General features: G+C 63.9%; 24 protein-coding genes. 20 read left to right on the top strand and 4 right to left on the bottom strand.

Annotation, left to right across the window (positions count from 1 at the left end; all coding sequences use genetic code 11):
* The first annotated feature begins 218 nt into the window (after positions 1–218).
* Positions 219–986 (top strand): ATP-binding cassette domain-containing protein, encoded by a 768-nt coding sequence (locus B5495_RS12745; protein ID WP_079554283.1) that lies wholly within the window; start codon positions 219–221, stop codon positions 984–986.
* 48 nt (positions 987–1,034) lie between these two features.
* Here B5495_RS12745 and B5495_RS12740 read toward each other — a convergent pair whose 3' ends face one another.
* Positions 1,035–2,006, bottom strand: coding sequence for a TonB-dependent siderophore receptor (locus tag B5495_RS12740; RefSeq protein WP_269457137.1), 972 nt, complete (start codon positions 2,004–2,006; stop codon positions 1,035–1,037).
* Here B5495_RS12740 and B5495_RS12735 point away from each other — a divergent pair.
* From B5495_RS12735 to tnpC, 3 genes are read left to right on the top strand one after another with little or no spacing between them, the layout of a single operon-like run.
* Positions 1,965–2,174, top strand: a complete 210-nt coding sequence (locus tag B5495_RS12735; protein WP_079555090.1) for a hypothetical protein — start codon at positions 1,965–1,967, stop codon at positions 2,172–2,174. The two genes, B5495_RS12740 and B5495_RS12735, sit on opposite strands and share 42 nt — an antisense overlap.
* Positions 2,171–2,527 carry an IS66 family insertion sequence element accessory protein TnpB gene (gene tnpB, locus B5495_RS12730; RefSeq protein ID WP_079550639.1) on the top strand — a complete coding sequence of 119 codons (357 nt, stop codon included), beginning with the start codon at positions 2,171–2,173 and terminating at the stop codon, positions 2,525–2,527. The genes B5495_RS12735 and tnpB overlap by 4 nt, the downstream gene beginning before the upstream one ends.
* Before the next feature lie 44 nt (positions 2,528–2,571).
* Positions 2,572–4,167: an IS66 family transposase gene (gene tnpC, locus B5495_RS12725; protein WP_079554279.1), complete on the top strand. Its 1,596-nt coding sequence runs from the start codon at positions 2,572–2,574 to the stop codon at positions 4,165–4,167.
* Here tnpC and B5495_RS12720 read toward each other — a convergent pair.
* On the bottom strand, positions 4,068–5,387 hold the full coding sequence (locus B5495_RS12720; protein ID WP_331712882.1) for a TonB-dependent siderophore receptor: 1,320 nt from the start codon (positions 5,385–5,387) through the stop codon (positions 4,068–4,070). The two genes, tnpC and B5495_RS12720, sit on opposite strands and share 100 nt — an antisense overlap.
* 285 nt (positions 5,388–5,672) lie before the next feature.
* Here B5495_RS12720 and ltaE point away from each other — a divergent pair, with 285 nt between their 5' ends.
* The 3 genes from ltaE to B5495_RS12705 all read left to right on the top strand — a co-directional run bounded on the left by ltaE (position 5,673) and on the right by B5495_RS12705 (position 9,369).
* Complete coding sequence (gene ltaE, locus B5495_RS12715; protein ID WP_079554275.1) at positions 5,673–6,683, top strand: low-specificity L-threonine aldolase; 1,011 nt, start codon at positions 5,673–5,675, stop codon at positions 6,681–6,683.
* A gap of 338 nt (positions 6,684–7,021) precedes the next feature.
* Entirely contained in the window at positions 7,022–8,821 is a 1,800-nt protein-coding gene (locus B5495_RS12710) for a diguanylate cyclase (protein ID WP_079554273.1), read from the top strand.
* Between the two features lie 101 nt (positions 8,822–8,922).
* Positions 8,923–9,369 carry a septal ring lytic transglycosylase RlpA family protein gene (locus tag B5495_RS12705; RefSeq protein ID WP_079554271.1) on the top strand — a complete coding sequence of 149 codons (447 nt, stop codon included), beginning with the start codon at positions 8,923–8,925 and terminating at the stop codon, positions 9,367–9,369.
* 31 nt (positions 9,370–9,400) lie between these two features.
* On the opposite strand, the gene B5495_RS12700 is transcribed toward B5495_RS12705, so the two are convergent.
* Both B5495_RS12700 and B5495_RS12695 read right to left on the bottom strand, forming a co-directional pair.
* Entirely contained in the window at positions 9,401–9,880 is a 480-nt protein-coding gene (locus B5495_RS12700; RefSeq protein ID WP_079554269.1) for a nucleoside deaminase, read from the bottom strand.
* Between the two features lie 43 nt (positions 9,881–9,923).
* Entirely contained in the window at positions 9,924–11,192 is a 1,269-nt protein-coding gene (locus B5495_RS12695; RefSeq protein ID WP_079555088.1) for a dicarboxylate/amino acid:cation symporter, read from the bottom strand.
* 433 nt (positions 11,193–11,625) lie between these two features.
* Between B5495_RS12695 and B5495_RS12690 the strand changes: the two genes are divergently transcribed.
* From B5495_RS12690 to B5495_RS12630, 13 genes are read left to right on the top strand one after another with little or no spacing between them, the layout of a single operon-like run.
* A complete protein-coding gene (locus tag B5495_RS12690) occupies positions 11,626–12,297 on the top strand; it encodes a beta-ketoacyl synthase chain length factor (RefSeq protein ID WP_079554267.1) in 672 nt (223 codons plus the stop codon).
* Positions 12,294–13,061, top strand: a complete 768-nt coding sequence (locus B5495_RS12685) for a lysophospholipid acyltransferase family protein (protein ID WP_079554265.1) — start codon at positions 12,294–12,296, stop codon at positions 13,059–13,061. Before B5495_RS12690 ends, B5495_RS12685 begins: the two co-directional genes overlap by 4 nt.
* Positions 13,054–13,323, top strand: coding sequence for a phosphopantetheine-binding protein (locus B5495_RS12680; protein ID WP_079554264.1), 270 nt, complete (start codon positions 13,054–13,056; stop codon positions 13,321–13,323). Before B5495_RS12685 ends, B5495_RS12680 begins: the two co-directional genes overlap by 8 nt.
* On the top strand, positions 13,313–13,618 hold the full coding sequence (locus tag B5495_RS12675) for an acyl carrier protein (protein ID WP_479714998.1): 306 nt from the start codon (positions 13,313–13,315) through the stop codon (positions 13,616–13,618). Before B5495_RS12680 ends, B5495_RS12675 begins: the two co-directional genes overlap by 11 nt.
* Positions 13,619–13,623: 5 nt before the next feature.
* The gene (locus tag B5495_RS12670; RefSeq protein WP_079554260.1) at positions 13,624–14,154 is read left to right on the top strand and encodes a COG4648 family protein; all 531 of its coding nucleotides are present in this window, start codon (positions 13,624–13,626) and stop codon (positions 14,152–14,154) included.
* Positions 14,151–15,854 (top strand): ApeI family dehydratase, encoded by a 1,704-nt coding sequence (locus B5495_RS12665; protein WP_231897192.1) that lies wholly within the window; start codon positions 14,151–14,153, stop codon positions 15,852–15,854. Before B5495_RS12670 ends, B5495_RS12665 begins: the two co-directional genes overlap by 4 nt.
* Positions 15,847–16,584, top strand: coding sequence for a glycosyltransferase family 2 protein (locus B5495_RS12660; RefSeq protein WP_079554256.1), 738 nt, complete (start codon positions 15,847–15,849; stop codon positions 16,582–16,584). Before B5495_RS12665 ends, B5495_RS12660 begins: the two co-directional genes overlap by 8 nt.
* Positions 16,581–17,525: an LpxL/LpxP family acyltransferase gene (locus B5495_RS12655; RefSeq protein ID WP_079554254.1), complete on the top strand. Its 945-nt coding sequence runs from the start codon at positions 16,581–16,583 to the stop codon at positions 17,523–17,525. Before B5495_RS12660 ends, B5495_RS12655 begins: the two co-directional genes overlap by 4 nt.
* A complete protein-coding gene (locus B5495_RS12650) occupies positions 17,509–19,062 on the top strand; it encodes an HAL/PAL/TAL family ammonia-lyase (RefSeq protein ID WP_079554252.1) in 1,554 nt (517 codons plus the stop codon). Before B5495_RS12655 ends, B5495_RS12650 begins: the two co-directional genes overlap by 17 nt.
* Complete coding sequence (locus B5495_RS12645) at positions 19,052–19,492, top strand: acyl-CoA thioesterase (protein WP_079554250.1); 441 nt, start codon at positions 19,052–19,054, stop codon at positions 19,490–19,492. Before B5495_RS12650 ends, B5495_RS12645 begins: the two co-directional genes overlap by 11 nt.
* Entirely contained in the window at positions 19,489–20,100 is a 612-nt protein-coding gene (locus B5495_RS12640) for a LolA family protein (protein WP_231897191.1), read from the top strand. The genes B5495_RS12645 and B5495_RS12640 overlap by 4 nt, the downstream gene beginning before the upstream one ends.
* Positions 20,097–22,385: an MMPL family transporter gene (locus B5495_RS12635; protein WP_079554248.1), complete on the top strand. Its 2,289-nt coding sequence runs from the start codon at positions 20,097–20,099 to the stop codon at positions 22,383–22,385. The genes B5495_RS12640 and B5495_RS12635 overlap by 4 nt, the downstream gene beginning before the upstream one ends.
* Positions 22,372–23,640, top strand: coding sequence for an NAD(P)/FAD-dependent oxidoreductase (locus B5495_RS12630; RefSeq protein WP_079554246.1), 1,269 nt, complete (start codon positions 22,372–22,374; stop codon positions 23,638–23,640). Before B5495_RS12635 ends, B5495_RS12630 begins: the two co-directional genes overlap by 14 nt.
* The last annotated feature ends 8 nt before the right edge of the window (positions 23,641–23,648 follow it).

The following is a 23,648-nucleotide window of genomic DNA, read 5'->3' as shown; positions in this document are numbered from 1 at the left end:
TCGGCTCGGCTTGTCATGCACTAAATCCTTGGAAAATAAACGCTGCCGCGCCGGGTCCGGCCAGCCGGATACGATTCTAACTAAAAACCATTCTCAACAAAATCATTATTCCAGCGCAGGAAGGATTCGACGTCAGAGTCATTGGCAACGCCGGGGTAGATAAAGCAAACAATTCTCGTTTACGATAACACTCTGACAGCCAACCCAAGGAAACCGCCATGTTCGAGGTCAACCAGGCCGCCTTTGACGTTGCCGGAAAAACGCTTTTGCAGCCGGTTACCCACACCTTTGAAGAAGGCAGGATGTACGGCCTGATCGGGCATAACGGGTCGGGGAAATCGACGTTGATCAAGCTGCTCGCCCAGCAGCAGCCGGTCAGCCGCGGCGACATCCGCCTCGACGGGCGGCCGTTGCACAGCTGGGGAAAACGCGAGTTCGCCCGCCGTGTGGCCTACCTGCCCCAGCATTTGCCCAGCGCCGAAAACCTGACCTGCCGCGAGCTCATCGGCTTTGGCCGCTACCCCTGGCACGGCCTGCTGGGGCGCCATGGCCAAAGCGACAAGGCCGCCGTGGACCGCGCCATCGCGCTGAGTCACACCGGCGCCTTTGCCGACCGTTTGGTAGATACCCTCTCGGGCGGCGAGCGCCAGCGGGTGTGGCTCGCCATGCTGCTCGCCCAGCAAAGCCGCTTTCTGCTGCTGGACGAACCGTTGGCCGCGCTGGATATTGCCCATCAGGTTGAGGTGCTCTCGCTTGTCCGCCGGCTGTGCGACGAGCTCAACCTGTGCGTCATCATCGTGCTGCACGATATCAACATGGCCGCCCGCTTCTGCGATGAACTGCTGGCACTGCACAGCGGCAAAAAGCTGGCTCACGGAAGCCCCGGCGAGATCATGACCGGCGCCACGCTGGAGGCCATCTACGGGCTGCCCATGCAGGTGATTCCTCACCCTCAAAGCGAGCACCGCATTGCCGTGGCGTGCTGATCTGCGCCGACACGCCACGGCATGGCCGTGTGCCTACCATTTGTTTGCCTACCACTGATAGCGCACGCTGCCGATCACGCTGCGCGATTCGCCGTAATAGCACCAGTAATCGCAGCTGGCCACGTATTCTTTGTCCGTCAGATTGTTGACGTTGAGCTGTACGCGCCAGTGGTCGGCAAACGCATAGCGGGCCATGGCATCGAACAGCGTGTAGTCCGGCACCGTCATGTCGCCATACACGCTCTCGCCGACATGACGCACCCCGCCGCCAAGCTTGAGCCCTTGCAGTGCCCCCTCATGAAAGCCGTAGTCCATCCAGACCGATGCCTGATGCCGGGGAATCAGGCTCTTGCGCTGACCCTGCTCGTTGGTCGCGTCGGTATACGTATAGGCTGCTGTTAGCTGGAGCTCATCGGTCAGATAACCCACGCCCTCAAGCTCCACCCCGCGTGACGTCTGCTTGCCGCTTTGCTCTTGCCGCCCGCCATCGGGCGAGGTCACAAGGCTGTTGCGCTGCTCAAGGTCAAACGCCGCCGCCGTGACGTAGCCATCCCAGCCGGGCGGTGCAAACTTGACGCCGGCTTCCCACTGCTCGCCTTCAAGCGGGTCGTAAAGCCGTCCGTCATCATTCACGCTGGTCTGGGGTTCAAAGGATTGGGTATAGCTGAGGTAAGGGTTGATGCCCTGCCGGCCGAGGTACATCACCCCACCCGACCAGGAAAGCTGATTATCGTCCGCACGTTGCGTGGTACCGGCGGTGCGGTTGTGATTATCGGTGCTGGCCTGGTCGTAACGCACGCCACCCAACAGCACCCAGCGATCATCGAGACGCAGCTGATCCTGCACATACAGGCCGGTCTGGCGCTTGTCGATCTTGCGGTCGGTGAGCTGTTCCGCCGTAAGCGATCCACGAACTCCATCTTTTGCTGTTGAATAACGTCGATCAGACTGGTGCCATCCAATAGCAAGGAGGACACCATGAATGAGCTGACATCGACACAGGCCTACTGGCTGGGCCATCTGTTTCATGCGTCATCCCGGCAGCAGCCGCTAAGTGAATACGCCACCCAGCAACAACTTGACCTGGCCTCACTACTCGCCTGGGAGAAGCGGATCATTGTGCAGGGGATATCGGTGCCACCGCGCCATCGGCCAGCGCGCTTTGTCGCCGTGAAGGTGATGCAATGATCCGGCCGGATACTGGACTGCGAGTCTATCTGTGCCGCGAGCCGGTCGACATGCGCAAGCAGATCGATGGCCTGGCCTTGCTCGTCCAGGAGGCCATGGAGCTCAACCCCTTCGACAAGGCAGTGTTCGTGTTCGGCAACCGCAAGCGCGACAAGGTGAAGCTGCTGTTCTGGGAGTGCAACGGGTTCGTGGTCTGGTACAAGCGCCTGGAGCGCGAGCGCTTCAAGTGGCCCGACCGACTGAAGGGCGATACTGTCACGCTCTCGGGCCAGGAACTCAACTGGCTTCTCGATGGCTACGACCTCAGCGCCATGCAGCCGCATAAGGCACTTGATTTTCAATCAGTTGGGTAGTGATTTCGCTCCCATTGCGAGGCGGGATTTGATAAAATATCCGCATGATGTCTACCGCTTCCCACACCGCTAATACGGTCGGCCAGCTGCAGCGCAAGCTGGCCACTTCTGAGGCAGAAAATGAGCGCCTGTTGGCCTTGATGGCCAAGAAGGAAGCGGCGTGGGAGGCCACCAAGGCCACGTTATTCGAGAAATTCCGGCTGGCTATCGAGCGCCAGTTTGGTCCCTCCACCGAAAAGTATCGTGTCGAGCAAGGCGATCTCCTCATCAACGAAGCCGAAGCGGCCGTGGATGAAGACAATGCCGTTGCTACCGACGAGCTGGCCGCTGACGAGTCGGCTCCCGAGGCTCTCCCGCCAGCCAGGCGCCGCACCCGTGGTGGTCGCGTGGCCTTGCCGTCAACGCTTCCGCGTGTCGAGGTCGTTCATGAGCTGGACGCGGCAGAGCGTCACTGCGCCGACGATGGTAACGCGCTCAAGGTCATCGGCGAAGACGTCAGCGAAGAGCTGCACGTGGTCCCGGCACGGGTCGAGGTCATCCGCCATGTGCGGCACAAGTACGCCTGCCCGCGCTGCGAAAACGGGGTACAGGTGGCCCGGCTGCCGGCCAAACTCCTGCCCAAGAGCAATGCCAGCGCCACGTTGCTCGCCTATGTGGCCACCGCCAAGTACCAGGATGCCTTACCGCTTTATCGGCAGAGCCAGATCTTTGCCCGCCACGGTGCCGAGATTCCGCGCAACACTCTGGCGCGTTGGATGGTTCAGGCCGGTGAGCGGCTGACGCCTCTGATCGAAGCGCTGCGCCGGCAGCTGTTGCAGGCGCCGCTGATCCACATGGACGAGACCACGCTGCAGGTCAACGTTGAGGCTGACCGGCCGGCGAGCGCCACGTCTTACATGTGGCTCCAACGTGGTGGACCACCGGGCCAGCAGGTGGTGCTGTTCGACTATGACGCCAGCCGCGCGGGTCGGGTGCCCGTGCGCCTGCTGGGTGACTACGCCGGTCGCCTGGTCACCGATGGCTACGAAGGCTACGCCGAAGTGGTGCGCCGCAATGGCCTCACCCACGCCGGCTGCTGGGCGCATGCGCGACGCAAGTTCGTCGACGCCCAAAAGGTGCAGCCCAAAGGCAAGACCGGCAAGGCCGGCTGGGCGCTCAACCAGATCCGCAAGCTCTACGCGGTGGAAACACAGGCCAGGACGCTGGAACCTGATGCGCGCCAAACGCTGCGCGACCAGAAGAGCCGACCGCTGATCGCCCAGTTACGCACCTGGCTCGACAAGTCGCTGACCCAGGTCCTGCCCAAGAGTGCGCTGGGCAAAGCCTTGCACTACCTGGCTGGCCAGTGGAATCGCCTGACGCGCTTCCTCGATGACGGCCTGATCCCGCTGGACAATAACCCGGCTGAAAATGCCATCCGCCCCTTCGTGGTGGGCCGCAAAAACTGGCTGTTCAGTCATACACCCAGCGGTGCCCAGGCCAGTGCGGCGATCTACAGCCTGATCGAGACGGCCAAGGCCAACGGCTTATCGCCCTACGACTACCTGCAATTCGTGTTCGAGACGTTGCCGACGCTTGGCGAAGATGACGATGTCGACGCGCTACTACCCTGGTGCTGGGAAGAAACCCTACCAGCCTGATTCGGGACGGGACAGGTGGGGTTCATGGCGCGCTTACGTTCCGCCGTCACCGGCGTGTAGTGGCCGTATTCGGGATCAAAGATGTCGATCGGCGCGCCAAAAGGATAGGGGTCGGCCTCCTGGCCTTCGAGACCGAGATCCTGATAGCCAACGCCGAGCAACAGGGTGTTCTCGGTGCGCTCGGTGTACCACTTGCCGATCAGGCGATTATCCATTGTCCAGCTATCGATCTCACCATCGCGATACACCAGCCCCCGGCCGGCCGTGCGCTCATCCAGCTGCGCCAGCACATAGGTGCTACGCAGCTCAAGATCCAGATGGCTATAGCGCAGGCTCTGCTCAAAGCGCCAGGTGTCATTGATCTGGTGGCCGAGTTCATAACCGATCGACGCCTGGGTGCGTTCGTTGGTGTCGTAGCCCGGCTCCCCATAGCTGGTCTGCGGGTCGACCTTGCCAAACGGCGTATCTTCCACCGTGCCGTACGTCAGCTTGAAGGGATTGGTCGGCACGCCGTCATCCTTCTGGATGCTGGCCAGAAACGTGACGCTGGTGTCATCGCTGACGTCTACCGCCAGACTGGGGGCGAAGTAGTAACGCTCGTTTTTGGTGTTATCGAGATCGCCGTCGCGCTCCTTGGCCATGCCCACCATGCGGTAACGCACGTCACCGCTCTCGGTCAGCGGCCCGGAGGTATCAACGCCGAGTTGGCGATGCTGCCGGTTGCCGGCCTGAAGGGTCACCTCGCCCCGCGGCTCTGCCGTCGGCCGCTTGCTCACGGCGTTGATCAATCCGCCCGACGGCGCCTCTCCATAGAGAATCGACGCCGGCCCCTTGAACACCTCAACGCGGTCCAGCCCGTACGGTTCAGGCAGCCACTGATAGTAGCCGGCGCGATACAGCCGCAGACCATCCTGATAGGTCGACTGATCAAAGCCGCGCACCTTGAACCAGTCGGTATCGTTGTCGGCGCCATAATGGCCCGAGAGCACGCCGGCACGGTAGCGGAACGTCTCGTCCAGGCGCTGGACATTGCGCTCTTCCAGTTCTTCATGCGCCACAATGGAGACCGGACGCGGGGTTTCCACCAGCGGCGTGGCAACTTTCAGTGCCGTGCCGACTACCACCAGCGTATCGGTGCCGGTCGCGTCGTTCTGGGCAAGCGCGGTCAGCGGCATGCTCAGCAAGACAGCACCCAGCGGCCATCCAAACGTGGTGCGCAAGGCAGACGCCTGTGGCACACAGGGAAAAATGATTGAAGACAGATAAAACATGGGCAAATCTCGGAATGGGAAGAGCGGCTGGCAGGCAACAATGGGCCATTCGGGCGGGATGACCGCCTGGCAAAACGAGATGATAATCGTTAGCACTTTCTTTCACAATTATTCTTGTTGATCCCGCCATCACAGACGAACACCATGGAAGCCTGCCGCCTTACCCCGACTGTTTTTTCTCCGCGTTTGTTTTACCCCTATGCGGCACGCCATCCCTCATCCCGGAGCACCACCATGATTGATCTGCGCAGCGACACCGTTACCCGCCCCACGCCGGCCATGTATGAAGCCATGTGCGCAGCCCCGGTGGGCGACGACGTCTGGGGGGATGACCCGACGGTCAATGCCTTTGAACAGGCAGTCGCCGAACAAACCGGCAAGCAGGCTGCACTGCTGTTTCCCAGCGGCACCCAGAGCAATCTGGTGGCGCTGATGGCGCACTGCCAGCGCGGCGACGAATATATCGTGGGTCAGCAGGCGCATACCTACTGCTATGAGGGCGGCGGCGCCGCAGTGCTGGGCAGCATTCAGCCCCAGCCGGTGGAAAACGCCGCCGATGGCAGTTTGCCGCTGGAGAAGATCCGCGCGGCGGTCAAGGCCGATGATTTCCACTTTGCCCGCACCCGGCTACTCGCGCTGGAAAACACCATCGGCGGCAAGGTGCTGCCTCACGCTTATACCCAGGAAGCCACCGCGCTGGCCCGTGAATACGGCCTTGCCACCCACCTTGACGGTGCGCGGCTGTTCAACGCCGCGGCCGCCACCGACACGCCGCTGCGCGCGCTGTGCCAGCCTTTTGACAGCGTGTCGCTGTGCTTCTCCAAGGGCCTCGGCGCGCCCATCGGCTCGGTGCTGGTGGGGTCACGGGAACTGATCGAGCGCGCGCGCCGCTGGCGCAAGGTAACCGGCGGCGGCATGCGCCAGTCAGGCATTATTGCGGCCGCCTGCTGGCACGCGTTGGAACACCACCTGCCCAGCCTGGCCGACGACCACCGCCGCGCCAAGACGCTGGCTCGCGGCCTTGCCAACCTGCCCGGCGTCACGGTGACATCGCAAGCCACCAACATGGTCTTTGCCGACTTCCCACAGCGCCACGCAGCGCCGCTGGCCGCCTGGCTTGGCGAGCACGACATCCTGATTGATTTACTCCACAGCGCCCGGCTGGTCACCCACCGCGACATTCGCGATGCGGATATCGACAAGGTGATTGCCGTGATGCAGGCGTACTTTAATCATCACGACTAAAACCGCCACGGCTAGTGTATAAGGCTTAGCGCGGCCGCTCGCCCTGCACGAAAAGCGCCGTACTATAGTCAAAGCTAATGGGTACAACCCTGATATCGCCGCTATGCTGGGGATCAGGGCATTGCCGTTAGCCCAAAAGGCAGAAAGTACGAAAAGGGATCACAACAACAGCTTCACAACAACAGCTTCACAACAACAGCTTCACAACAACAGCTTCACAACAACAGATTCACAACAACTAAGGGGGCGTAAAAGCTCCCGGTTATAATAACAATAAGGGAGCACTCCCATGCTGCGCTCGTGTGTCATTTCCCGCTTGCTACTGATTCCTCCAGGCCATGGCATTTAAACGGGTCAGGCATCTGGCACTTTGCCTGATTGCCTTGTGCCAGTGCTTTCTGGTGCTTTCAGCCCACGCCGAGGCACTGCAGCCAAGCGTTGCCACGCCGGACTACGTGCTGGATACGTATACCGCTTATTACCACGACACCAGCGGGGAGCTGACACTCGCCGACATCCGCCAGAATGGCTCGGCGTTCACCGCCGTTCGCCGGTCTGACGATCTCAACTTCGGCTACACGACTGCACCAACGTGGCTGCGTACCGAACTGACCAACACCACGGGCCGCACCCAGCAATGGATGGTGATGTTCGAGTTTCCGTTTCTGGATCACGTCACGCTGTATCGCGTGGGCAAAACGGCCAGTCAGCGGTTTGAAAGCGGCAGCACCATGCCGGTTGAAAACCGTGCGCTGGGGCGCCGTCAGGCGGCGTTTCCCTTGACGCTTGCCGCGCAGGAACAGGTGACGCTGTATACCCGCGTAGAGACTGCGGGCAGCAAGGTGCTCAGCTACCGGCTGATGACGCCCGAGGCATTTTATACCCGTAACGATCGCGCTACCTTCTGGCTTGCGTCCTACTTCGGCGTACTGATAGCGCTGGGCATCTATCATTTGATGCTGTTTATCGGCCTGAAAGAACAGGTTTTTTTACACTACTCGCTGTTTTTGTTCAGTTTTACCCTGGCCATTCTGGCCTTTAACGGCATGGGCACGCTGATCTTCTGGAATGCCCTTGCCGACGAGGCCGCCCGGCTGGTGGCCGCCGGCTTTGTGCTGGCCTCCGCCATGGCCACACGCTTTGCCCAGAGCTTTCTTAATACCTGCCTTTACTCCCCGCGCTGGCACCGAATGCTGGCACGTTGGCGCAGCGTTTGCTGGGTGGCCCTCGTCGCGACCCTTGTGCTGCCGACTCAACCCGCGCTGCGGCTGATGGAGGCCACCGGGCTGACCACCTGCCTGCTGCTGCTGGCCTGCGCGGCTTACGGCAGCCTGCGGTGCTTTCCCGGCGCACGCGTTTTCATGCTGGGCTGGTCCCTGCTGCTGATAGGTGCCTGCGTCTTCGCACTGCGCAATCAGGGGGTGCTGCCTGCCAACTTTGTCACGCTGCACGGCATTCAGATCGGCTCGGCGCTTGAGATGCTGCTGTTTGCGCTGGCACTGGCGTCGCGCTTTTACCAGCTCAAGCGGCAAACCGAAAAGGCCCAGGCCGACGTCATGACCACGCTGAAAACTCAGGAGGCGGTGCTTGAGCGTCAGGTCGCCGTGCGCACTGCCGCGCTTGAGCGCATGGCTCATCACGATATGCTGACGAGGCTTTTGAACCGCAACGGGCTGGAAAAGTGTGCGCGTGAAGCCCTGGCACGCAGTGCCAAGACACATCGCCCGCTGGCGCTGTTTATGCTGGATCTGGATCGCTTCAAACCGATCAACGATGAACACGGCCACGCGGCGGGAGATTTTGTACTCAGACAAATTGCCAACCGGCTGCAGCACCTAACCCGGCCGGGCGACCATTGCGCCCGCTTTGGCGGCGATGAATTCATCATGCTGCTGGAAAACATGGGCGAGCCACCGGCATCACTCAACGAGATGCGCACGCGGATCGGCCAGGCCGTCCGCCAGCCCATCAAACTGCCGAATGGCCAGCAAGTCAGCGTTGGCGCCAGCATTGGCACCAGCGTTTATCGCGTATCAGACCATGACAACGTCGACCTGGAAGACCTGCTGAAAGAAGCCGACGGGGGGATGTATGCCGCCAAACCTCGTGGTTTTGACCGGCAACCCGGCCGCGCCTGAGGTTGCCTGCCCGCACGCGAGGCGATAATCTGGAGGGCCATTTATCCTTGAGCGCCTGCGCACCCCAAAAGCCAACAAGGTGATAACCAGGAGGTATGCCGATGGCCGCTTGCTCTTTTACGTTGCCACGCCCCGCCGCGTCGCGACTTGATTATCGCCCGCGTTTCGCCGCACTGCTTTACGCCGGCCTGCTGGCCTGCGCGGTAGTCGCTGCCAGCGTGCTAGCACCAGGCCCTGCACTGGCCGACGCCACGCCTCAGGGGCAACAAGGCGAGGCGTCTTATTACAGCGACCGCTTTCAGGGCGCGCTAACGGCCAGCGGCACGCCCTTTGACCAGCAGGCGCTGACCGCCGCGCACCCCAGCCTGCCGATGGGCACCGAAGTGCTGGTTACGCGCCCGGCGACCGGACAAACCGTCAAGGTAGTGATTAACGACCGCGGCCCTTACATACGCGGGCGCATTATCGACCTGTCCAAACGCGCCGCGCGCAAGCTGGGTATTATCAAACGCGGCGTCGCCTCGGTAATGGTAACGGTGATCGAGTAGGCGGCAGGACGGCGCTAACGCCGCCCTGCTTTCAAGCCTTGTGATGGTACTCACGGTGCAAGGCCTGCATGGTAGCGGCCATGTCAGGCACGGGGCCGTCTACTGCAAGGCCGGGTACAATCTGCTCGATGGGCAGCGTCGCTACCGGCGCGGGCGACACATTCATGGCGCTTAGCCACTCGCCCAGCTGACGGGATGAACTGACGTAAACAATACGCCCGAGCCCCACCCAGCCGTGAGCCGCCGCGCACATCGGGCAGTGCTCGCCGGAGGTATAAACGGTGGCAGCAGCCCGCTCTTCGGGCGTCAGGTTCTCCACCGCCCAGTAGGCCAGCGCAATTTCCGGATGGCGCGTGGCGTTTCCCCCGGCAATGCGATTGCGATCTTCCATCAGCACTTTTCCATCCGCACTGACCAGCACGCTGCCAAACGGCTCATCGCCGGCCGCCAATGCCTCTCTGGCAAGCGCCACGCTACGTTCAAGATACGTCCGCTCGTGATCCGCAATCATGGGTGTCTCTCCTTGCGTGGATAAAACCGGCTCACAGCCGTTATCAGCTTTCTGCCCCGCAGGTCGTTTCCTGCGCAGGCTGCTCGGCCAGCTTGCGGCCTTCGCTGCGGGCAATGATCGAGGTACCGACCAGATCACCGGTGACGTTCAGCGCGGTGCAGCCCATGCCCACCAGCGCATCAATCGCGGTGAGCAGCGCCACGGTTTCAATCGGCAACCCCACCTGGGCAAACACCGTGGCGATCATGATAATACCCGCGCCGGGCACCCCGGCGGTACCCACCGAGACCAGCGTACCGATCAGCACGATCTGCACCATGCTCATGAAGTCCAGCGGCGCGCCGATGACGTTGGCGGCAAACACCGCAGAAATGGCGATACGGATGGCCGCGCCGTCCATATTGAGCGTCGCGCCCAGCGGCAGGCTGAAGCCGTAAATCGTCTTGGGAATGCCCAACCGGTGCGCAGCGTTGATGGTCAGCGGCAGCGTGCCGGAACTGCTTTGAGTGGCAAACGCCGTCGCCATGGGCGTGCGCGCCTCGCGGAAGAACGCGCCAAGCCTGACGCCAAACAGCCGCATGGCGCCGCAGTAAAGCAGCAGCTGCATACCCAGCGCGACATACAGCACCAGCACCATATCGCCCAGCGATAACAGCGTGCCCATGCCCTGACGGCTGACGGTACTCGCGACAATGGCAAACACGCCGATGGGCACATAGTGCAGCACCCCGGCCATAACCTTGAGCGTTACTTCATTGAGCGCTTCAAGCACCTCGTACAGCCGCTCGCCGATCGCGGCCTGACGCTCGCTGCCGGACTCGCGCAGCTTCAGCAGCGCAACGCCGAACACCAGCGCGGTGAAGATGATGCCCAGCATGTTGAGATCGACAAACGCCTGCAGAATATTGCCCGGCACAATGTTAAGCAGCACATCCACCAACCCCGGGTTTTCCGGCACCGAGAAGCTCGCGCTGTCGTCCAGCGTCATGCCGCTGCCGGGGTTGAACAGCGTGGCCACCGCCAGGCCGACCATAATCGCCAGCGCCGAGCTTGCCAGATAATAAACAAACACCTTGCGCCCTACGCGGCCAACGCTGCCCTCCCGCGACTGGTTGATGCCCACCATCAGCGTAAACAACACGATAGGCACGATCAGAAATGTCAGCAGCCGCAACAGCAGATCGCCCAATGGTGACAGCCAGCCGACCACGGCCTCGCTGCCCACAAGCCCCACGGCAACGCCCGCGACCAGCGCAATCGTGACGCGCAGAATAAGCGAGGTATCAGCGTATTTTTTCCAGATCCAGTGCATATCAATCACCGTGGGTAAGCGAGCGTGGCGGCTATTTGAGGGCGGCAGCATATAATACAACCCCTGTTATAGCCAAGCAGGCTAATCTTTTGCTTTCTTATTCTTTTTAAGAATACATTAAAGCTCTGCAAGCATACTTGGCCGCCTGGCGGATAAAGCACTGCCGTTACCATGTTACCGATCAACGTCTGTTAGCGTGATAATTAACGACACGCTAGCGGTTAATCGGCACGTAAGGGTAAAGAACAGGTTGAAGCTGTCCTTGATTACGCAAATAGCGTGTTAACTGTGTTCGCAAACGTCAAGGAACTGAAACTTGGGCTAAGCTCAGCTTTACGTTATAGTTCGCCGCCTTAAACGCTAGCTCAAATACTGTCTCAAACGCTATCTCAAATACTTTTTCAAACCCTGTCTCTTCAAAGTACACTTCGTCATGGATCGACTCCACATTAGCGACTGGCGCGCATGGTGCGCCAGCGGGACCCAGCGCTTGGCGGACCCGCAGCATAGTATTCCCTCTCCTGTCGGCAGCTCCCTGCCGGGGATGCTTCGTCGTCGGCTTGATGCTACGGGCCGGGCCACCTGCGACATTCTGCACGGCCTGACGCCTGCCGAAGGATGCCCGCTGATTCACGCGTCGCGTCATGGCGATGTCGTTCATACCCTTTCCATGCTGGAAGCGCTGGCACAGCAAGCGCCGCTGTCGCCCACCCGCTTTTCCATGTCGGTGCACAACGCCGTACTGGGCGTGTACTCCATCGCCCATAACCACCGCTTGCCCCTTCAGGCACTGGGCGCTTGTGGCCATGAGTTTGACGCCCTGTTAACCGAAGCCGGCGGCTATCTTGACGCCGGCTATGAAAGCGTCGTCGTGGTGTTCTCGGAAGGCGAACTACCCGCTACCTATCAGGGGCATACGCCGCACCCGGGCCATGCCTGCGCCGTTGGCCTGCGCCTGTCCCGCCGGCCCGATGCCGGGCCACGGCTGACCGCCACACGCACGGCAACACCGGGTGAACCCACGCCACAAGACATCATCGCCTGGCTTACCGGGGATGCGCCCTGGCTTGACGGGCTGCAGCGCTTTACGCAGGTGGCCGAATGACCCTCGATCAATGCCGGCGCGGCCTGGGCACGGCGCTATCCTTTGCCCTTTTCGGGATCGGCGGCTTGCTGATCGGCCTGCTCATTGCGCCTGTGCTGAAGCTCACCATCCGCGATGCCTCTCGGCGCCGCACTCATGCACGGGTGTTGATCCAATACGCCTTCCGCGCCTTTGGCGGCCTGATGCGCACGCTGGGCGTGCTCGACTACCGCTTTGAGGGATTGTCACGCCTGCAGCGCCCGGGGCTGCTGATTCTTGCCAACCACCCTTCCCTGATTGATGTCGTGTTTCTGCTGGGCCACGTGCCCCAGGCCGACTGCATCGTCAAGGGCAAGCTGGCCAGCAACCCGTTCACCCGTGGCCCGATCCGCGCGGCCGGCTACATCACCAACCGCGACCCGGAGGCCGTGCTTGAAGCGGCACGCCAGAGTCTGGCCGCGGGCAACTCGCTGATCCTCTTTCCCGAGGGCACCCGCACCCGCCCTGACAGGCCGGTCAAGTTTCGCCGCGGGGGCGCCAATATCGCGCTGCGCACCGGCGCCAACATCACCCCCGTGCTGATCCGTTGCCAGCCTACTACGCTGACCAAAGGCACGCCCTGGTATCGCATTCCGCCGCGCAAGGTGCAGCTCGACCTGCACGTGCTGGACGACCTGTCCGTGCCCCGGGAGACGCAGCAGCCGACAAGCCTGCGCGCCCGGCATCTCACGCGCCAGCTAAGCGACCATTTCAACCACGAACTAGACCGAATCCAACATGCCTGAAACACAACAACTGACGCTTGATCTCAAGCGCATGATTATCGAAGCGCTGGAGCTCGAGGACGTGACGCCCAGCGATATTGACGAGCAGGCGCCGCTGTTCGGCGAGGGGCTGGGGCTGGACTCCATCGACGCGCTGGAACTGGGGCTGGAACTGCAAAAACGTTACGGCATCAAGCTGGATGCCGAAGCCGAAGAAACGCGCAAACATTTCGCTAGTCTGGAAGCGCTGCGCGCGCTCGTGGAGACTCGCCGTGTCAACTGATACCGCCATGTCTGCAAGCACTTCAACAGGTACGTCGACCGACACGCCCGTCAGCCGTGAGGCCATCTTTGCCCAGGTACGCAAGATTCTGGTGGAACTGTTCGAGATCGACGCCGGCGACATCCACCCGGAAGCCCGCCTGTACGAAGACCTCGACATCGACAGCATCGATGCCGTGGATCTGGTCGTCGAACTGAAGCAGTTCACCGGGCGTCGGGTCAATCCGGAAGACTTCAAGTCCGTGCGCAGCATCAACGATGTGGTCACGGCCGTCGAACGCCTGATGCAGCGTTGAGCCCAATGCGTGCCCTCAAGTGGAGCCTGGCTCCGCTGATGATGGCCTGGCCACTGCTGATAGGGTCGCTGCATGACCATGTGGGCAGCTGGCCGCTGCTGGTGACCGGCGCTCTGCTGCTGGCCTGGCGCTTCCCCGAGGCGCGCTGGCTGGCCATAACCGCCGGTGGCGGGCTGATTCTGCTGGGCCTGCTCGGCGAAGCGGAATGGGGCGTGCGTGCCTACCCGGTGGCCATCAATGCCGTGATGCTGGCGCTATTTGCCTTCAGCCTGTGGCAGGGGCCGCCGGTCATTGAACGGCTGGCCCGGCTTCGCGAGCCGGATTTGCCCGCGTCAGGGGTTCGCTATACCCGCCGCGTGACGCAAGTCTGGTGCCTGTTTTTCCTGATCAACGGCAGCGTGGCCGCGTGGACGGCCTGCTATGCCAGCCTGTCGCTCTGGACGCTATATAACGGCGTCATCAGCTATGGCCTGATCGCCCTGATGTTCACCGGTGAATGGTGCTGCCGTTACCGGCTGCGGAGAACTTCCCCGTGACGCATGTTGCCCTTTCCCGACTCCCCTGGCGCAGAACGCTGGCGCCCGCGGCCACGTTGCCCAAGGACTGGTGCCGGCCCGATGCGCTGGTAGCGGCCATCAACGCCTGGCGACACTGGCTGGCGGATAAGCCCGGCGGGCGCTGGCTGCTGTTTGAGCGCGACCCTGCGTCTTTCTGCGCCGCCCTACTGGCGCTGTGGGAAAGCGGGCGCAGCGCCGTACTCCCCGGCGATGACCGCACCGCGACGCTAACGCGGCTCAGTAAACAGCTCGACGGTGTGATCCCGGCAGCGGCGCCCGCGCCGAACGCTTCCGACCTGCCGCCGCCCGAGCCGCTGGCCGCCGACGCCGAAGCGCTGGTGCTTTATACCTCGGGCTCCACCGGCGAGCCGCTCATGCAGGTCAAACGCTTCGGCCAGCTTGAAGCGGAGCTGGCGGTTCAGGCCGAGCTCTGGCCGCTGGACGGCGGCGCAGTTATTTCGCAGGTCAGCCATCAGCACATTTACGGCCTGCTGACCGGCGTACTGCGCCCGCTCTGCCACGGCATTCCCCTGTGCGGCGGCAACTGTCACTACCCCGAAGTGATGGCACGGCGCCTCGCCGAGGTTCGCCACGCCGGCCTTAAAGCGACGCTGATCAGCTCGCCGGCCCAGCTCTCGCGGCTGCCCGATCACCTGAACTGGGAACAGGCGGGTGCGCCCCAGCGGATATTCTCGTCCGGCGCGCCGCTGGCCGCAGAGCATGCTCAACACGCCGAAACCCTGCTCGCGGCACCGGTAATTGAAATCTACGGCAGCACCGAAACCGGCGGCATTGCGCACCGGCGCCAAACCCGTGCCGACGACTGGCAGCCCCTGCCCGGGGTCGAGATTCGGCTGGAAGATGCACAGCTGCAGGTTCGCTCGGCGTTTCTACAAGCCCCCCGGCAGTGGTGGCAACAAGCTGACCGGGCCGAAGCCACGGCCCAAGGCTTTCGCCTGCTGGGGCGCGCCGACCGGCTGATCAAGCTCGCCGGCAAGCGCGTCTCCCTGACCGCGATCGAACGCGACCTGGCGGCCCTGCCCGACGTCAAGCAGGCGCACTGCACCCGCGTCGCTCAGCAACACGCCGAGCGGCTGGGCGCCGTGGTGGTGCTGGCCGAAGACGCGCTGCCCCAGACCCACGCCGAACGCCGTGCGCTGATCGAGCGCTTGCGCCAGCACCTTGCTGCCTCACAGGAATCCATTGCCCTGCCGCGCTACTGGCGCTTTGTCGCCGAGCTGCCGACCAATGCTCAGGGCAAGCTCGACCGCACCCGGCTCGACCGGCTGTTCGCCGACCTCAACGATAACCGCCTGCCGCGCTGGCTGGGCGAACGCCACGACGGGCCACACAAGCGCCATATCAGTTTGGAAGTCCCCGAACGGCTGGTCTTTCTTGAAGGCCATTTTGACGATTTCCCCCTCGTGCCCGGCGTGGTGATGGTGCAGTGGGCCATCGAGCAGGCCCGTGCCTGCTTCGGCCCTTGTCACGGCTTTCGCGGCGTCGAGCGGCTGAAGTTCCAGCGCCCCCTGTGGCCCGGCACGCGCTGCACCCTGCAGCTCGAATATAAACACGGCACGATCATGTTCCGCCTTGAATCCCGACAGGCCCAGCATGCCGCCGGGCGCCTGCGTTTCGCCAGCCCCGTGGGTCTGGAGACGGAGAACGCCAATGAGTGAGCCTCGCCTCTGCGCTTTGGTGCCCGTTTACAACCACCCGACGACCATTGCCGACGTGTGCGCCTCGCTCAGCGCGCTGAGCCTGCCGGTGCTGCTGGTCGATGACGGCAGCGACGTCGACTGCCGGCGCGAGCTCGACCGCCTCGCCGCTGAGGGGCATCACCTGCTGCGCCTGAGCGAAAATCAGGGCAAGGGCGCGGCGGTACGCGCCGGGCTGCGCGAGGCCCAGCGCCTCGGCTACACGCACGCCCTGCAGGTCGATGCCGACGGCCAGCACCACCCAGATGACCTGCCCGCCTTTCTTGACGCCATGGTTGATGCACCAGGTACCCTGCTGGTCGGCTACCCACGCTACGATCAAAGCGTGCCTCGAGTGCGGCTTTACGGCCGTTACGCCAACCATGTCTGGGTGTGGATCAACACCCTGTCGCTGACCATCCGCGACACCATGTGCGGCGTGCGCCTCTACCCGCTGGCGCCGCTTAACGCCTTGCTTACCCGCCATGCCTGCGGCGACCGCATGACCTTCGATACCGAAGTACTGGTCCGCTGGCACTGGGCCGGCCAGCCGCTGCGCAACCTGCCGGTACGGGTGCATTACCCCGACGACGGCGTCAGCCATTTTGCGCCCTGGCGCGACAACCTGCAGATCAGCTCCATGCACACGCGCCTGTTCTTCGGCATGCTCTGGCGCTTGCCACGCCTGCTGGGCCGGAAGCGCACCTCATGAGGCGGCTGCACTGGGCAAGTATCGGTGAGCGCGGCACCCTGATCGGCATGCTGGCCATGGTGCGCATTCGCCGCCTGCTCGGCCACTGGCCATTCCGGCTGGTGCTGCGCCCGGTGATCGTCTGGTATTTTCTCAGCCACGGCGTCGCCCGGCGCGCCTCACGCGACTACCTCCGCCGCCTTGACCCGACACGGCCCCGGCACGCGCTGACCGAATGGCGCCGCAGCTACCAACATTTCATGTCCTTCGGCCAGACGCTGATGGACAAGGTCACCGCCTGGAGCGGCGAGCCACGGCGCGAACCGCTGCGCGGCCAGGGCATGGCCAACATGGAGCACGCCGTGCGCCAGCGCCGCGGCGGCCTGATTCTGGTCGCCCACCACGGCAATCTGGATATCGTCAACGCGCTGGGCAGCCAGCACGCCGGCTTCCAGCTCACCGTGCTGATGCACCTGCACAATGCCCAAAAGTTCAACCAGCTGCTCGAGCGCGCCACCGGCCGGCCGCGTCCCGAAGTGCTCGAAGTCACCGACATCACCCCCGCGACCGCTCAGCACCTTGATGCCCGCATACGCGACGGCGGGTTCGTGGTCATTGCCGCCGACCGCGTACCGCTGGGCGTGGGCCGCACCCGCACGCTCGAGTTTCTCGGCGCACCGGCGCCCTTCCCCGAAGGCCCTTTTCGCCTGGCGACGCTGCTGCGTTGCCCGCTGTATACGCTCTCCTGCGTGCGCGATGACGATGCCTTTCAGGTCGATTTTGAGCCGTTCGACGACACCACCAATCTGCCACGCCGGGCGCGGGAAGACTGGATAACCGACGCCATGCAGCGCCATGCCGACCATCTGGCGGCGCGTGTACGCCGTCATCCGCTGCAGTGGTTCAACTTTTTTTCGTTCTGGCACGACGACACGGATTCACACCATGACCCCACCCGCTGAAACACCTGCTCCGCTGACGCTGGATGGCAGCCTCATTACCCTCGAAAATGTCGTCGACGTCGCCGAAGGCCGCCGCGCCGTCGAGCTCTCTGCCGACACGACCTTTCGCGCGCGCATCGCCCGGGGCAGCGCTTTTCTGAGTCAGCTGCTGGAAGAAGACGGCGTGGTTTACGGCGTTACCACCGGCTATGGCGATGCCTGCACCCGCGCCGTGCCGCCCGAGGATATCGACAGCCTACCCCAGCACCTCTACACCTTTCACGGCTGCGGCATGGGCGCGACCTTGCCGGTAGACGCCACCCGGGCGGTGGTGCTGGTGCGGCTGGTGTCGCTGTGTCGTGGGGTGTCCGGCGTCAGCGTCGAGCTGCTCGAACGGCTGGTATGGCTGCTTGAACACGACGTGCTGCCGGTGATTCCCGAAGAAGGCTCGGTAGGCGCCAGCGGCGACCTGACGCCGCTGTCGTACCTCGCGGCGGTGCTCTGCGGCGAGCGCGAGGTGATCGACAACGGCCACCGGCGCCCCGCCAGTGAAGCGCTGGCCGAACGCGGCCTGACGCCCTACCGGCTGAAGCCCAAGGAAGGCCTCGCGCTGATGAACGGCACCGCCGTCATGACCGCCCTCGGCGCGCTCGCCTACGCCCGCTGCGCCTATCTCACGCAGCTTGCCACGCGTATCACCGCGCTTTCCGTGAACGCGCTGGCCGGCAACCCCTACCACTTTGACGCCGACCTGTTTGCCGCCAAGCCGCACCCCGGCCAGGTCGACGTCGCCGCCCGCCTGCGCGAAGACCTCCACGCGCCGACCACGCCGCGCAACTCGCCGCGCCTGCAGGATCGCTACTCGACCCGCTGCGCGCCGCACGTCATCGGCGTCGTCGAGGATTCGCTGCCCTGGTGGCGCCAGTTTCTGGAAAACGAACTCAACAGCGCCAACGACAATCCGCTGATTGACGCCGAGCACGGCAAGGTGATGCACGGCGGGCATTTCTACGGTGGCCACGTCGCCTTCGCCATGGACAGCCTCAAGCAGGCCACGGCCAACCTCGCCGACCTGCTCGATCGCCAGCTGGCACTGCTGGTGGATACCCGCTTCAACCACGGGCTGCCCAGCAACCTGAGCGGCGCCAGCGCCGAACGTCTGCCGCTCAACCACGGCTACAAGGCCGTGCAGATCGGCGCCTCGGCCTGGACCGCCGAAGCCCTCAAGCTGACCATGCCCGCCAGCGTGTTTTCGCGTTCCACCGAATGCCACAATCAGGACAAGGTCAGCATGGGCACCATTGCCGCCCGCGATGCGCTGCGCGTGCTGACGCTGGTTGAGCAGGTCGCCGCCGCCACGCTGCACGCGGCTTGCCAGGGCGTGGAGCTGCGCCAGCAGCAAAGTGACGCCGAGCCCACTCCGGCACGCCTGACGGCCTTTGTTGACGAGTTTCGCCAGGAGATTGCCCCGCTCGGTGAAGACCGCGCCATGGAGGCCGACCTGCGTCGCCTTTGCACCCTGATCCGCCAACGCCGCTGGAGCCTCTATGACGCCTGATGACCGCCCGCTGCCCCGGGCAGACGTCGAGATCGAGATCCCCTTCCACGACGTCGACATGATGCAGGTCGCCTGGCATGGCCACTACGTGCGCTATCTCGAGATCGCGCGCTGCAAGCTGCTCGACGCCATCGACTACAACTACCCGCAGATGCGCGACTCCGGCTTCGCCTGGCCGGTGATCGACCTGCGCCTGCGCTACGCCGCACCGGCGCTTTTTGCCCAACGCATCCGTATTGAAGCCCGGCTCACCGAGTGGGAACACCGCCTCAAGGTGGCGTACACCATCCGCGACGCCGCCACCGGCCAGCGCCTCACCCGCGCCTCGAGCGTACAGGTCGCGGTGGGAATCGATGATCAGGATATGCGTCTGGCCTCACCGCCCGCGCTCGTCGAACGGCTGCTCGCCTGGCAGGAGGCCAACGCATGAACTCACTATTGATAACGTCTCTGTGCGTAACGCAGCGACTGACACGCCTCATCCGACTGGCCGGATTACTGCTGGTGCTGGCCGCCTCGACGTCCGCTCAGGCCGCCGACAGCGTGACCGATAACGTTGCCAACAATCTTGCCGATAACGTGGCTAATAGTCTGGCCAGCTGCGCCAACTTTGAGCAGCGCCGCTGGATGGCCGACCTCGACACCCAGCTGACCAGCACCGGCTATTTCCTGCGTCAGGGTGACGGGCTGATCTGGCAGACCACATCACCGGTCGCGGATCGGGTACAGCTGACGCCCGGCGATCCCGACCTGCCCATGAGCCTTGAAGTCATGCTGCCGGTGTTGACCGGCCTGCTGGCCGGCGATTGGCAGGCCCTGCGCCAGCATTTCGCCATTGACCAAAGCGGCGAGCCGGACGCCTGGCAGGCGAGAATGACGCCGCTGGACGACGCCGTGGCGACGCGGCTGGAAAGTATCCGCGTAAGCGGCGGCGAACAGATCGAGCGCCTTGAGCTGGCGTTCGTCAACGACGACCGCGTCGACATCCAGCTGACGCCCGCCGACTGCGCCGCACTCGACGCGTCATCCGCCCAATGAAAGTGTCGTCTGGCGAGCGGCTGGCGGCCCTGATCTGGGGGCTGGCGCTGTGCGGCTGCGTCATTTTGCTGGCCAGCCAATGGCTAGGCCAGGCGCCGCTGGACACCCGCATTACCACGCTACTTCCCGACACCCCGGCCACGCCGTTGATCGAGCGCGCCGACCGGCGCCTGAGCACGGCTTTCGAGTCGCAGCTGCTGGTGCTGATCGCGGGGCCGGATGCCGCGCACCGGCTTGCAGAGTTAAAGCAAACCCTGCGCGCCTCCGGCAGCATCGAAGCCTTTGCCACCGACCAGCCGCCGCGCCCCGATCAGACGCTGGCGCCTTATCGTTACCGCCTGCTGCCTGACTCGCTGGCAGATCTGGACGCCTCCGCCTGGCGCCAGCGCGGCCTCTCGCGGCTGTTCTCTCCCGGCATTGATGCCGACCTGCGCGATGATCCTTTTGGTCTGCTCGACGGCTGGCTTGCTGCGCGCCTCAGCGGCCCCCTGACGTGGCAGGATGGCGCCCCCGGCGTGAGCGCTGGCGGTACACGCTGGCAGCTGCTCAGCGCCGAGCTTGCCGGCAGCCCCTACGATATGGCGTTACAGCAAACGCTGACCGACACCCTGAGCACGTTTGAAACCGCGCACCCCGAGTTACAGGTGCTGCGCGCCGGGCTGGTCTTCCACGCCGCTGCCGGCGCCCAGCAGGGCAAGCGTGAAATCACCACCATTGGGCTCGGGTCGCTCATCGGCATTCTGCTATTACTCGGCTGGGTGTTTCGTCGCCCGGGCATTCTGGCAAGCCTGCTGCTGACCATCAGCGCCGGCACGCTGTTTGCGCTGCCGCTGACCTGGTGGCTGTTCGGCACCCTCAGCCTGTTGACGCTGGCCTTCGGCGCCAGCCTGATCGGCATTGCCATCGACTACGCCCTGCACCTGCAATGCGCCCGCCAGCTGCACCCCAAGCGCTCGCTGGCGCGCCTCTGGCCCGGCCTGCGGCTGGGGCTGATCTCCAGCCTGCTCGCTTACCTGATGCAGCTGGCCACGCCGCTGCCCGGCCTGCACCAAATGGCGACCTTCGCCGCGCTGGGGCTGCTCGGCGCCTGGCTGACCACCCGCCTGTGGCTTCCGCTGTTGCCCCAGCGCCCGCACCCCGCCACGGCGCGCATCGCCGCGCGCCTTGACCGCTGCCGCCTGCCCCGCCGTTCGCGCCCTTACTGGGCCGTGCTGGGGCTGGTCGGTGCCGTCGCGGTACTATTAATTGCCACGCGGCTGACAACCAGCGACGACCTGCGCTCTTTCAACCCGTCACCGGCGGCGCTGATCGACCAGCAGCGTCAGGTGCAGGCGCTGCTTGAGCGTCCCGGCAGCCAGCGCTACCTGATTGCCACTGCCAAAACGCCGGCCGCCGTGCTTGAGCGGCTCGAAACACTCGATCAACACCTGACGGCGCTCGTCAATCAGGGCCAACTGAGCACGTATCAGCATATCGCCCAGAGCGTGCCATCCCGCGCCACTCAGGACGCCAACCTTGCGCGCGTGCGCACAGCGTATCGTCAGGCGCTGCCCGGGTTGCTCGACACGGCCGGCCTGCCCGCCGGGCTGAATCAGAAGATTGCAGCCCCGCTGGATAGCGTGCCCTACCTGACACCCGACGCATGGCTGGCCTCGTCCACCGGCGCCGCCGATGCCGCCCTATGGCTGAATGATAACGCCCCGCCAGCAGCCCTTGTGCTGCTGGGCGACGCTCAGCCTCAGGCCGTGCAGGCGCTCAAAGCGCTTGCCGCCGACGCACAAGGCCTGCATTACCATGACCGGGTCGCAGCCATCTCGGCCCAGCTCACCCACCTGCGCGAGCAAATCAGCCTGTGGCTGGGGCTGGCTCTGCTCGGCCTGCTGGGCATTTTCGTCTGGCGCTATCGGCAACGCGCCTGGCGCGTGCTGTTGCCGCCGGTCGGTGCCTTTCTCATTACCCTCGGCGTCTTCGCGGCCGTTGGCATCAGCCTGACGCTCTTTCACCTGCTGGGGCTGCTGCTGGTGCTGGGCATCGGTCTGGATGCCGGCATTTTCAGCACCGAACACCCCGACGACCCGGCGGCCTGGCTGGCCATCAGCCTGTCCTGCGCCTCCAGCCTGCTGGCCTTCGGGCTGCTCGCGTTCAGCGCCACGCCGGCGCTGCATTTCCTCGGCACCACCTGCCTGATCGGCCTGACCGCCAGCTGGCTGCTGGTGCCCTTTTCCCGCGGGCCCGGCCGCCCCCAACTCGCCCACAAGGAGCACGTTTTACATGGACACGCCTGAGCACTCCGACACCCTTGAGTATACCGATGTCGCCATTATTGGCGGTGGCCCTTCCGGCGCCGCGGCGGCAGCTTGGCTGGCGCGTCACGGGCTCGCGGTACGCGTTCTCGAGCGCCAGCACTTCCCGCGTTTCTCGATCGGCGAGAGCCTGCTGCCCCAGTGCATGGCGCACCTTGAAACCTGCGGCCTGCTCGAGGCGGCCCAGGCCGGCCATTTTCAGCCCAAAAACGGCGCCGCCTTCTGCTGGAAAGGCCAGTATGCTGCCATCGATTTCCGCGAAAAGCTCACCCCCGGCCCGGGCACTACCTGGCAGATCGAGCGGGCTGATTTCGACCAGCGCCTGCTCGACGGCGCCCGGGACGCCGGCGCTGACGTTGAGCACGGAGTGAGCGTTATCGGCTTCACCCCTGACCCGCACCGGCCGCAGCTGACCATGCGCGACGACGCCGGCAAAACCCGCCAGCTAGAAGCCCGCTTCGTGCTCGATGCCAGCGGCTATGGCCGCGTACTGGCACGGCTGACGGGGCTTGACTGCCCGTCATCGCTGGCCACGCGGGGCGCCCTGTTCACCCACGTCGAGGGGCTCTTTGGCGATGCCGACCATGACCGCAACAAGATCCTGATCGGCGTCCACCCCGAACAGAAAGACATCTGGTACTGGCTGATCCCCTTCCCGGATGGCCGCGCCTCGGTGGGCGTGGTCGCCGATATCGACACCCTCGATGCCGCCGGCGATAACGATACCGCGCGCTACTGGGCCTTGATCAACGCCGAGCCGCGCTTCAACGAGCTGCTCACCGGCGTAACGCCGGTCCGCGATGTGACCCGGCTGGCGGGGTATTCCGCCAACATCAAACGCCTGCACGGGCCGGGATTTGCCGTGCTCGGCAACGCCGGCGAGTTCCTCGACCCGGTGTTCTCGTCGGGGATCACCATTGCGCTGGATTCGGCCGTCCGCGCCGCACCGCTGGTTACGCGTCAACTCGACGGCGAGGACGTGGACTGGGACGGCGATTTCGAGATTCCGCTACGCGAAGGCATCGCCACGTTCCGCGCCTTTATCGACGCCTGGTACGATGGCCGCCTGCCGCGCATCATCTTCCATGAGCATCAGACGCCCCGCATACGCGACATGCTCAGCGCCATACTCGCCGGCTACGCCTGGGACAAGAACAACCCTTTCGTCACCGCCAGCCAGCGCCGCCTTGATAGCCTGGCCGAAGCCTGCACCCAGGAGGCCGCAGTAAGCCCATGACCCCACGC

The organism is Vreelandella subglaciescola (genome assembly GCF_900142895.1).
Lineage (GTDB): Bacteria > Pseudomonadota > Gammaproteobacteria > Pseudomonadales > Halomonadaceae > Vreelandella > Vreelandella subglaciescola.
The sequence above is the reverse complement of the archived record's forward strand: the minus strand, read 5'-3'. Positions and strand labels throughout refer to the sequence as shown.

Excerpts from the sequence above, each read along its gene's own strand:
- B5495_RS12700 (WP_079554269.1), bottom strand. The coding sequence starts at position 9,880 with ATGATTGCGGATCACGAGCGGACGTATCTTGAACGTAGCGTGGCGCTT.
- B5495_RS12695 (WP_079555088.1), bottom strand. The coding sequence starts at position 11,192 with ATGCACTGGATCTGGAAAAAATACGCTGATACCTCGCTTATTCTGCGC.
- ltaE (WP_079554275.1), top strand. The coding sequence starts at position 5,673 with ATGATTGATCTGCGCAGCGACACCGTTACCCGCCCCACGCCGGCCATG.
- B5495_RS12645 (WP_079554250.1), top strand. The coding sequence starts at position 19,052 with ATGACGCCTGATGACCGCCCGCTGCCCCGGGCAGACGTCGAGATCGAG.
- B5495_RS12735 (WP_079555090.1), top strand. The coding sequence starts at position 1,965 with ATGAATGAGCTGACATCGACACAGGCCTACTGGCTGGGCCATCTGTTT.
- tnpB (WP_079550639.1), top strand. The coding sequence starts at position 2,171 with ATGATCCGGCCGGATACTGGACTGCGAGTCTATCTGTGCCGCGAGCCG.
- B5495_RS12655 (WP_079554254.1), top strand. The coding sequence starts at position 16,581 with ATGAGGCGGCTGCACTGGGCAAGTATCGGTGAGCGCGGCACCCTGATC.
- B5495_RS12710 (WP_079554273.1), top strand. The coding sequence starts at position 7,022 with ATGGCATTTAAACGGGTCAGGCATCTGGCACTTTGCCTGATTGCCTTG.
- B5495_RS12705 (WP_079554271.1), top strand. The coding sequence starts at position 8,923 with ATGGCCGCTTGCTCTTTTACGTTGCCACGCCCCGCCGCGTCGCGACTT.
- B5495_RS12745 (WP_079554283.1), top strand. The coding sequence starts at position 219 with ATGTTCGAGGTCAACCAGGCCGCCTTTGACGTTGCCGGAAAAACGCTT.
- B5495_RS12740 (WP_269457137.1), bottom strand. The coding sequence starts at position 2,006 with ATGGCCCAGCCAGTAGGCCTGTGTCGATGTCAGCTCATTCATGGTGTC.
- B5495_RS12685 (WP_079554265.1), top strand. The coding sequence starts at position 12,294 with ATGACCCTCGATCAATGCCGGCGCGGCCTGGGCACGGCGCTATCCTTT.
- B5495_RS12680 (WP_079554264.1), top strand. The coding sequence starts at position 13,054 with ATGCCTGAAACACAACAACTGACGCTTGATCTCAAGCGCATGATTATC.
- B5495_RS12650 (WP_079554252.1), top strand. The coding sequence starts at position 17,509 with ATGACCCCACCCGCTGAAACACCTGCTCCGCTGACGCTGGATGGCAGC.
- B5495_RS12635 (WP_079554248.1), top strand. The coding sequence starts at position 20,097 with ATGAAAGTGTCGTCTGGCGAGCGGCTGGCGGCCCTGATCTGGGGGCTG.
- B5495_RS12640 (WP_231897191.1), top strand. The coding sequence starts at position 19,489 with ATGAACTCACTATTGATAACGTCTCTGTGCGTAACGCAGCGACTGACA.
- B5495_RS12630 (WP_079554246.1), top strand. The coding sequence starts at position 22,372 with ATGGACACGCCTGAGCACTCCGACACCCTTGAGTATACCGATGTCGCC.
- tnpC (WP_079554279.1), top strand. The coding sequence starts at position 2,572 with ATGATGTCTACCGCTTCCCACACCGCTAATACGGTCGGCCAGCTGCAG.
- B5495_RS12670 (WP_079554260.1), top strand. The coding sequence starts at position 13,624 with ATGCGTGCCCTCAAGTGGAGCCTGGCTCCGCTGATGATGGCCTGGCCA.
- B5495_RS12690 (WP_079554267.1), top strand. The coding sequence starts at position 11,626 with ATGGATCGACTCCACATTAGCGACTGGCGCGCATGGTGCGCCAGCGGG.
- B5495_RS12660 (WP_079554256.1), top strand. The coding sequence starts at position 15,847 with ATGAGTGAGCCTCGCCTCTGCGCTTTGGTGCCCGTTTACAACCACCCG.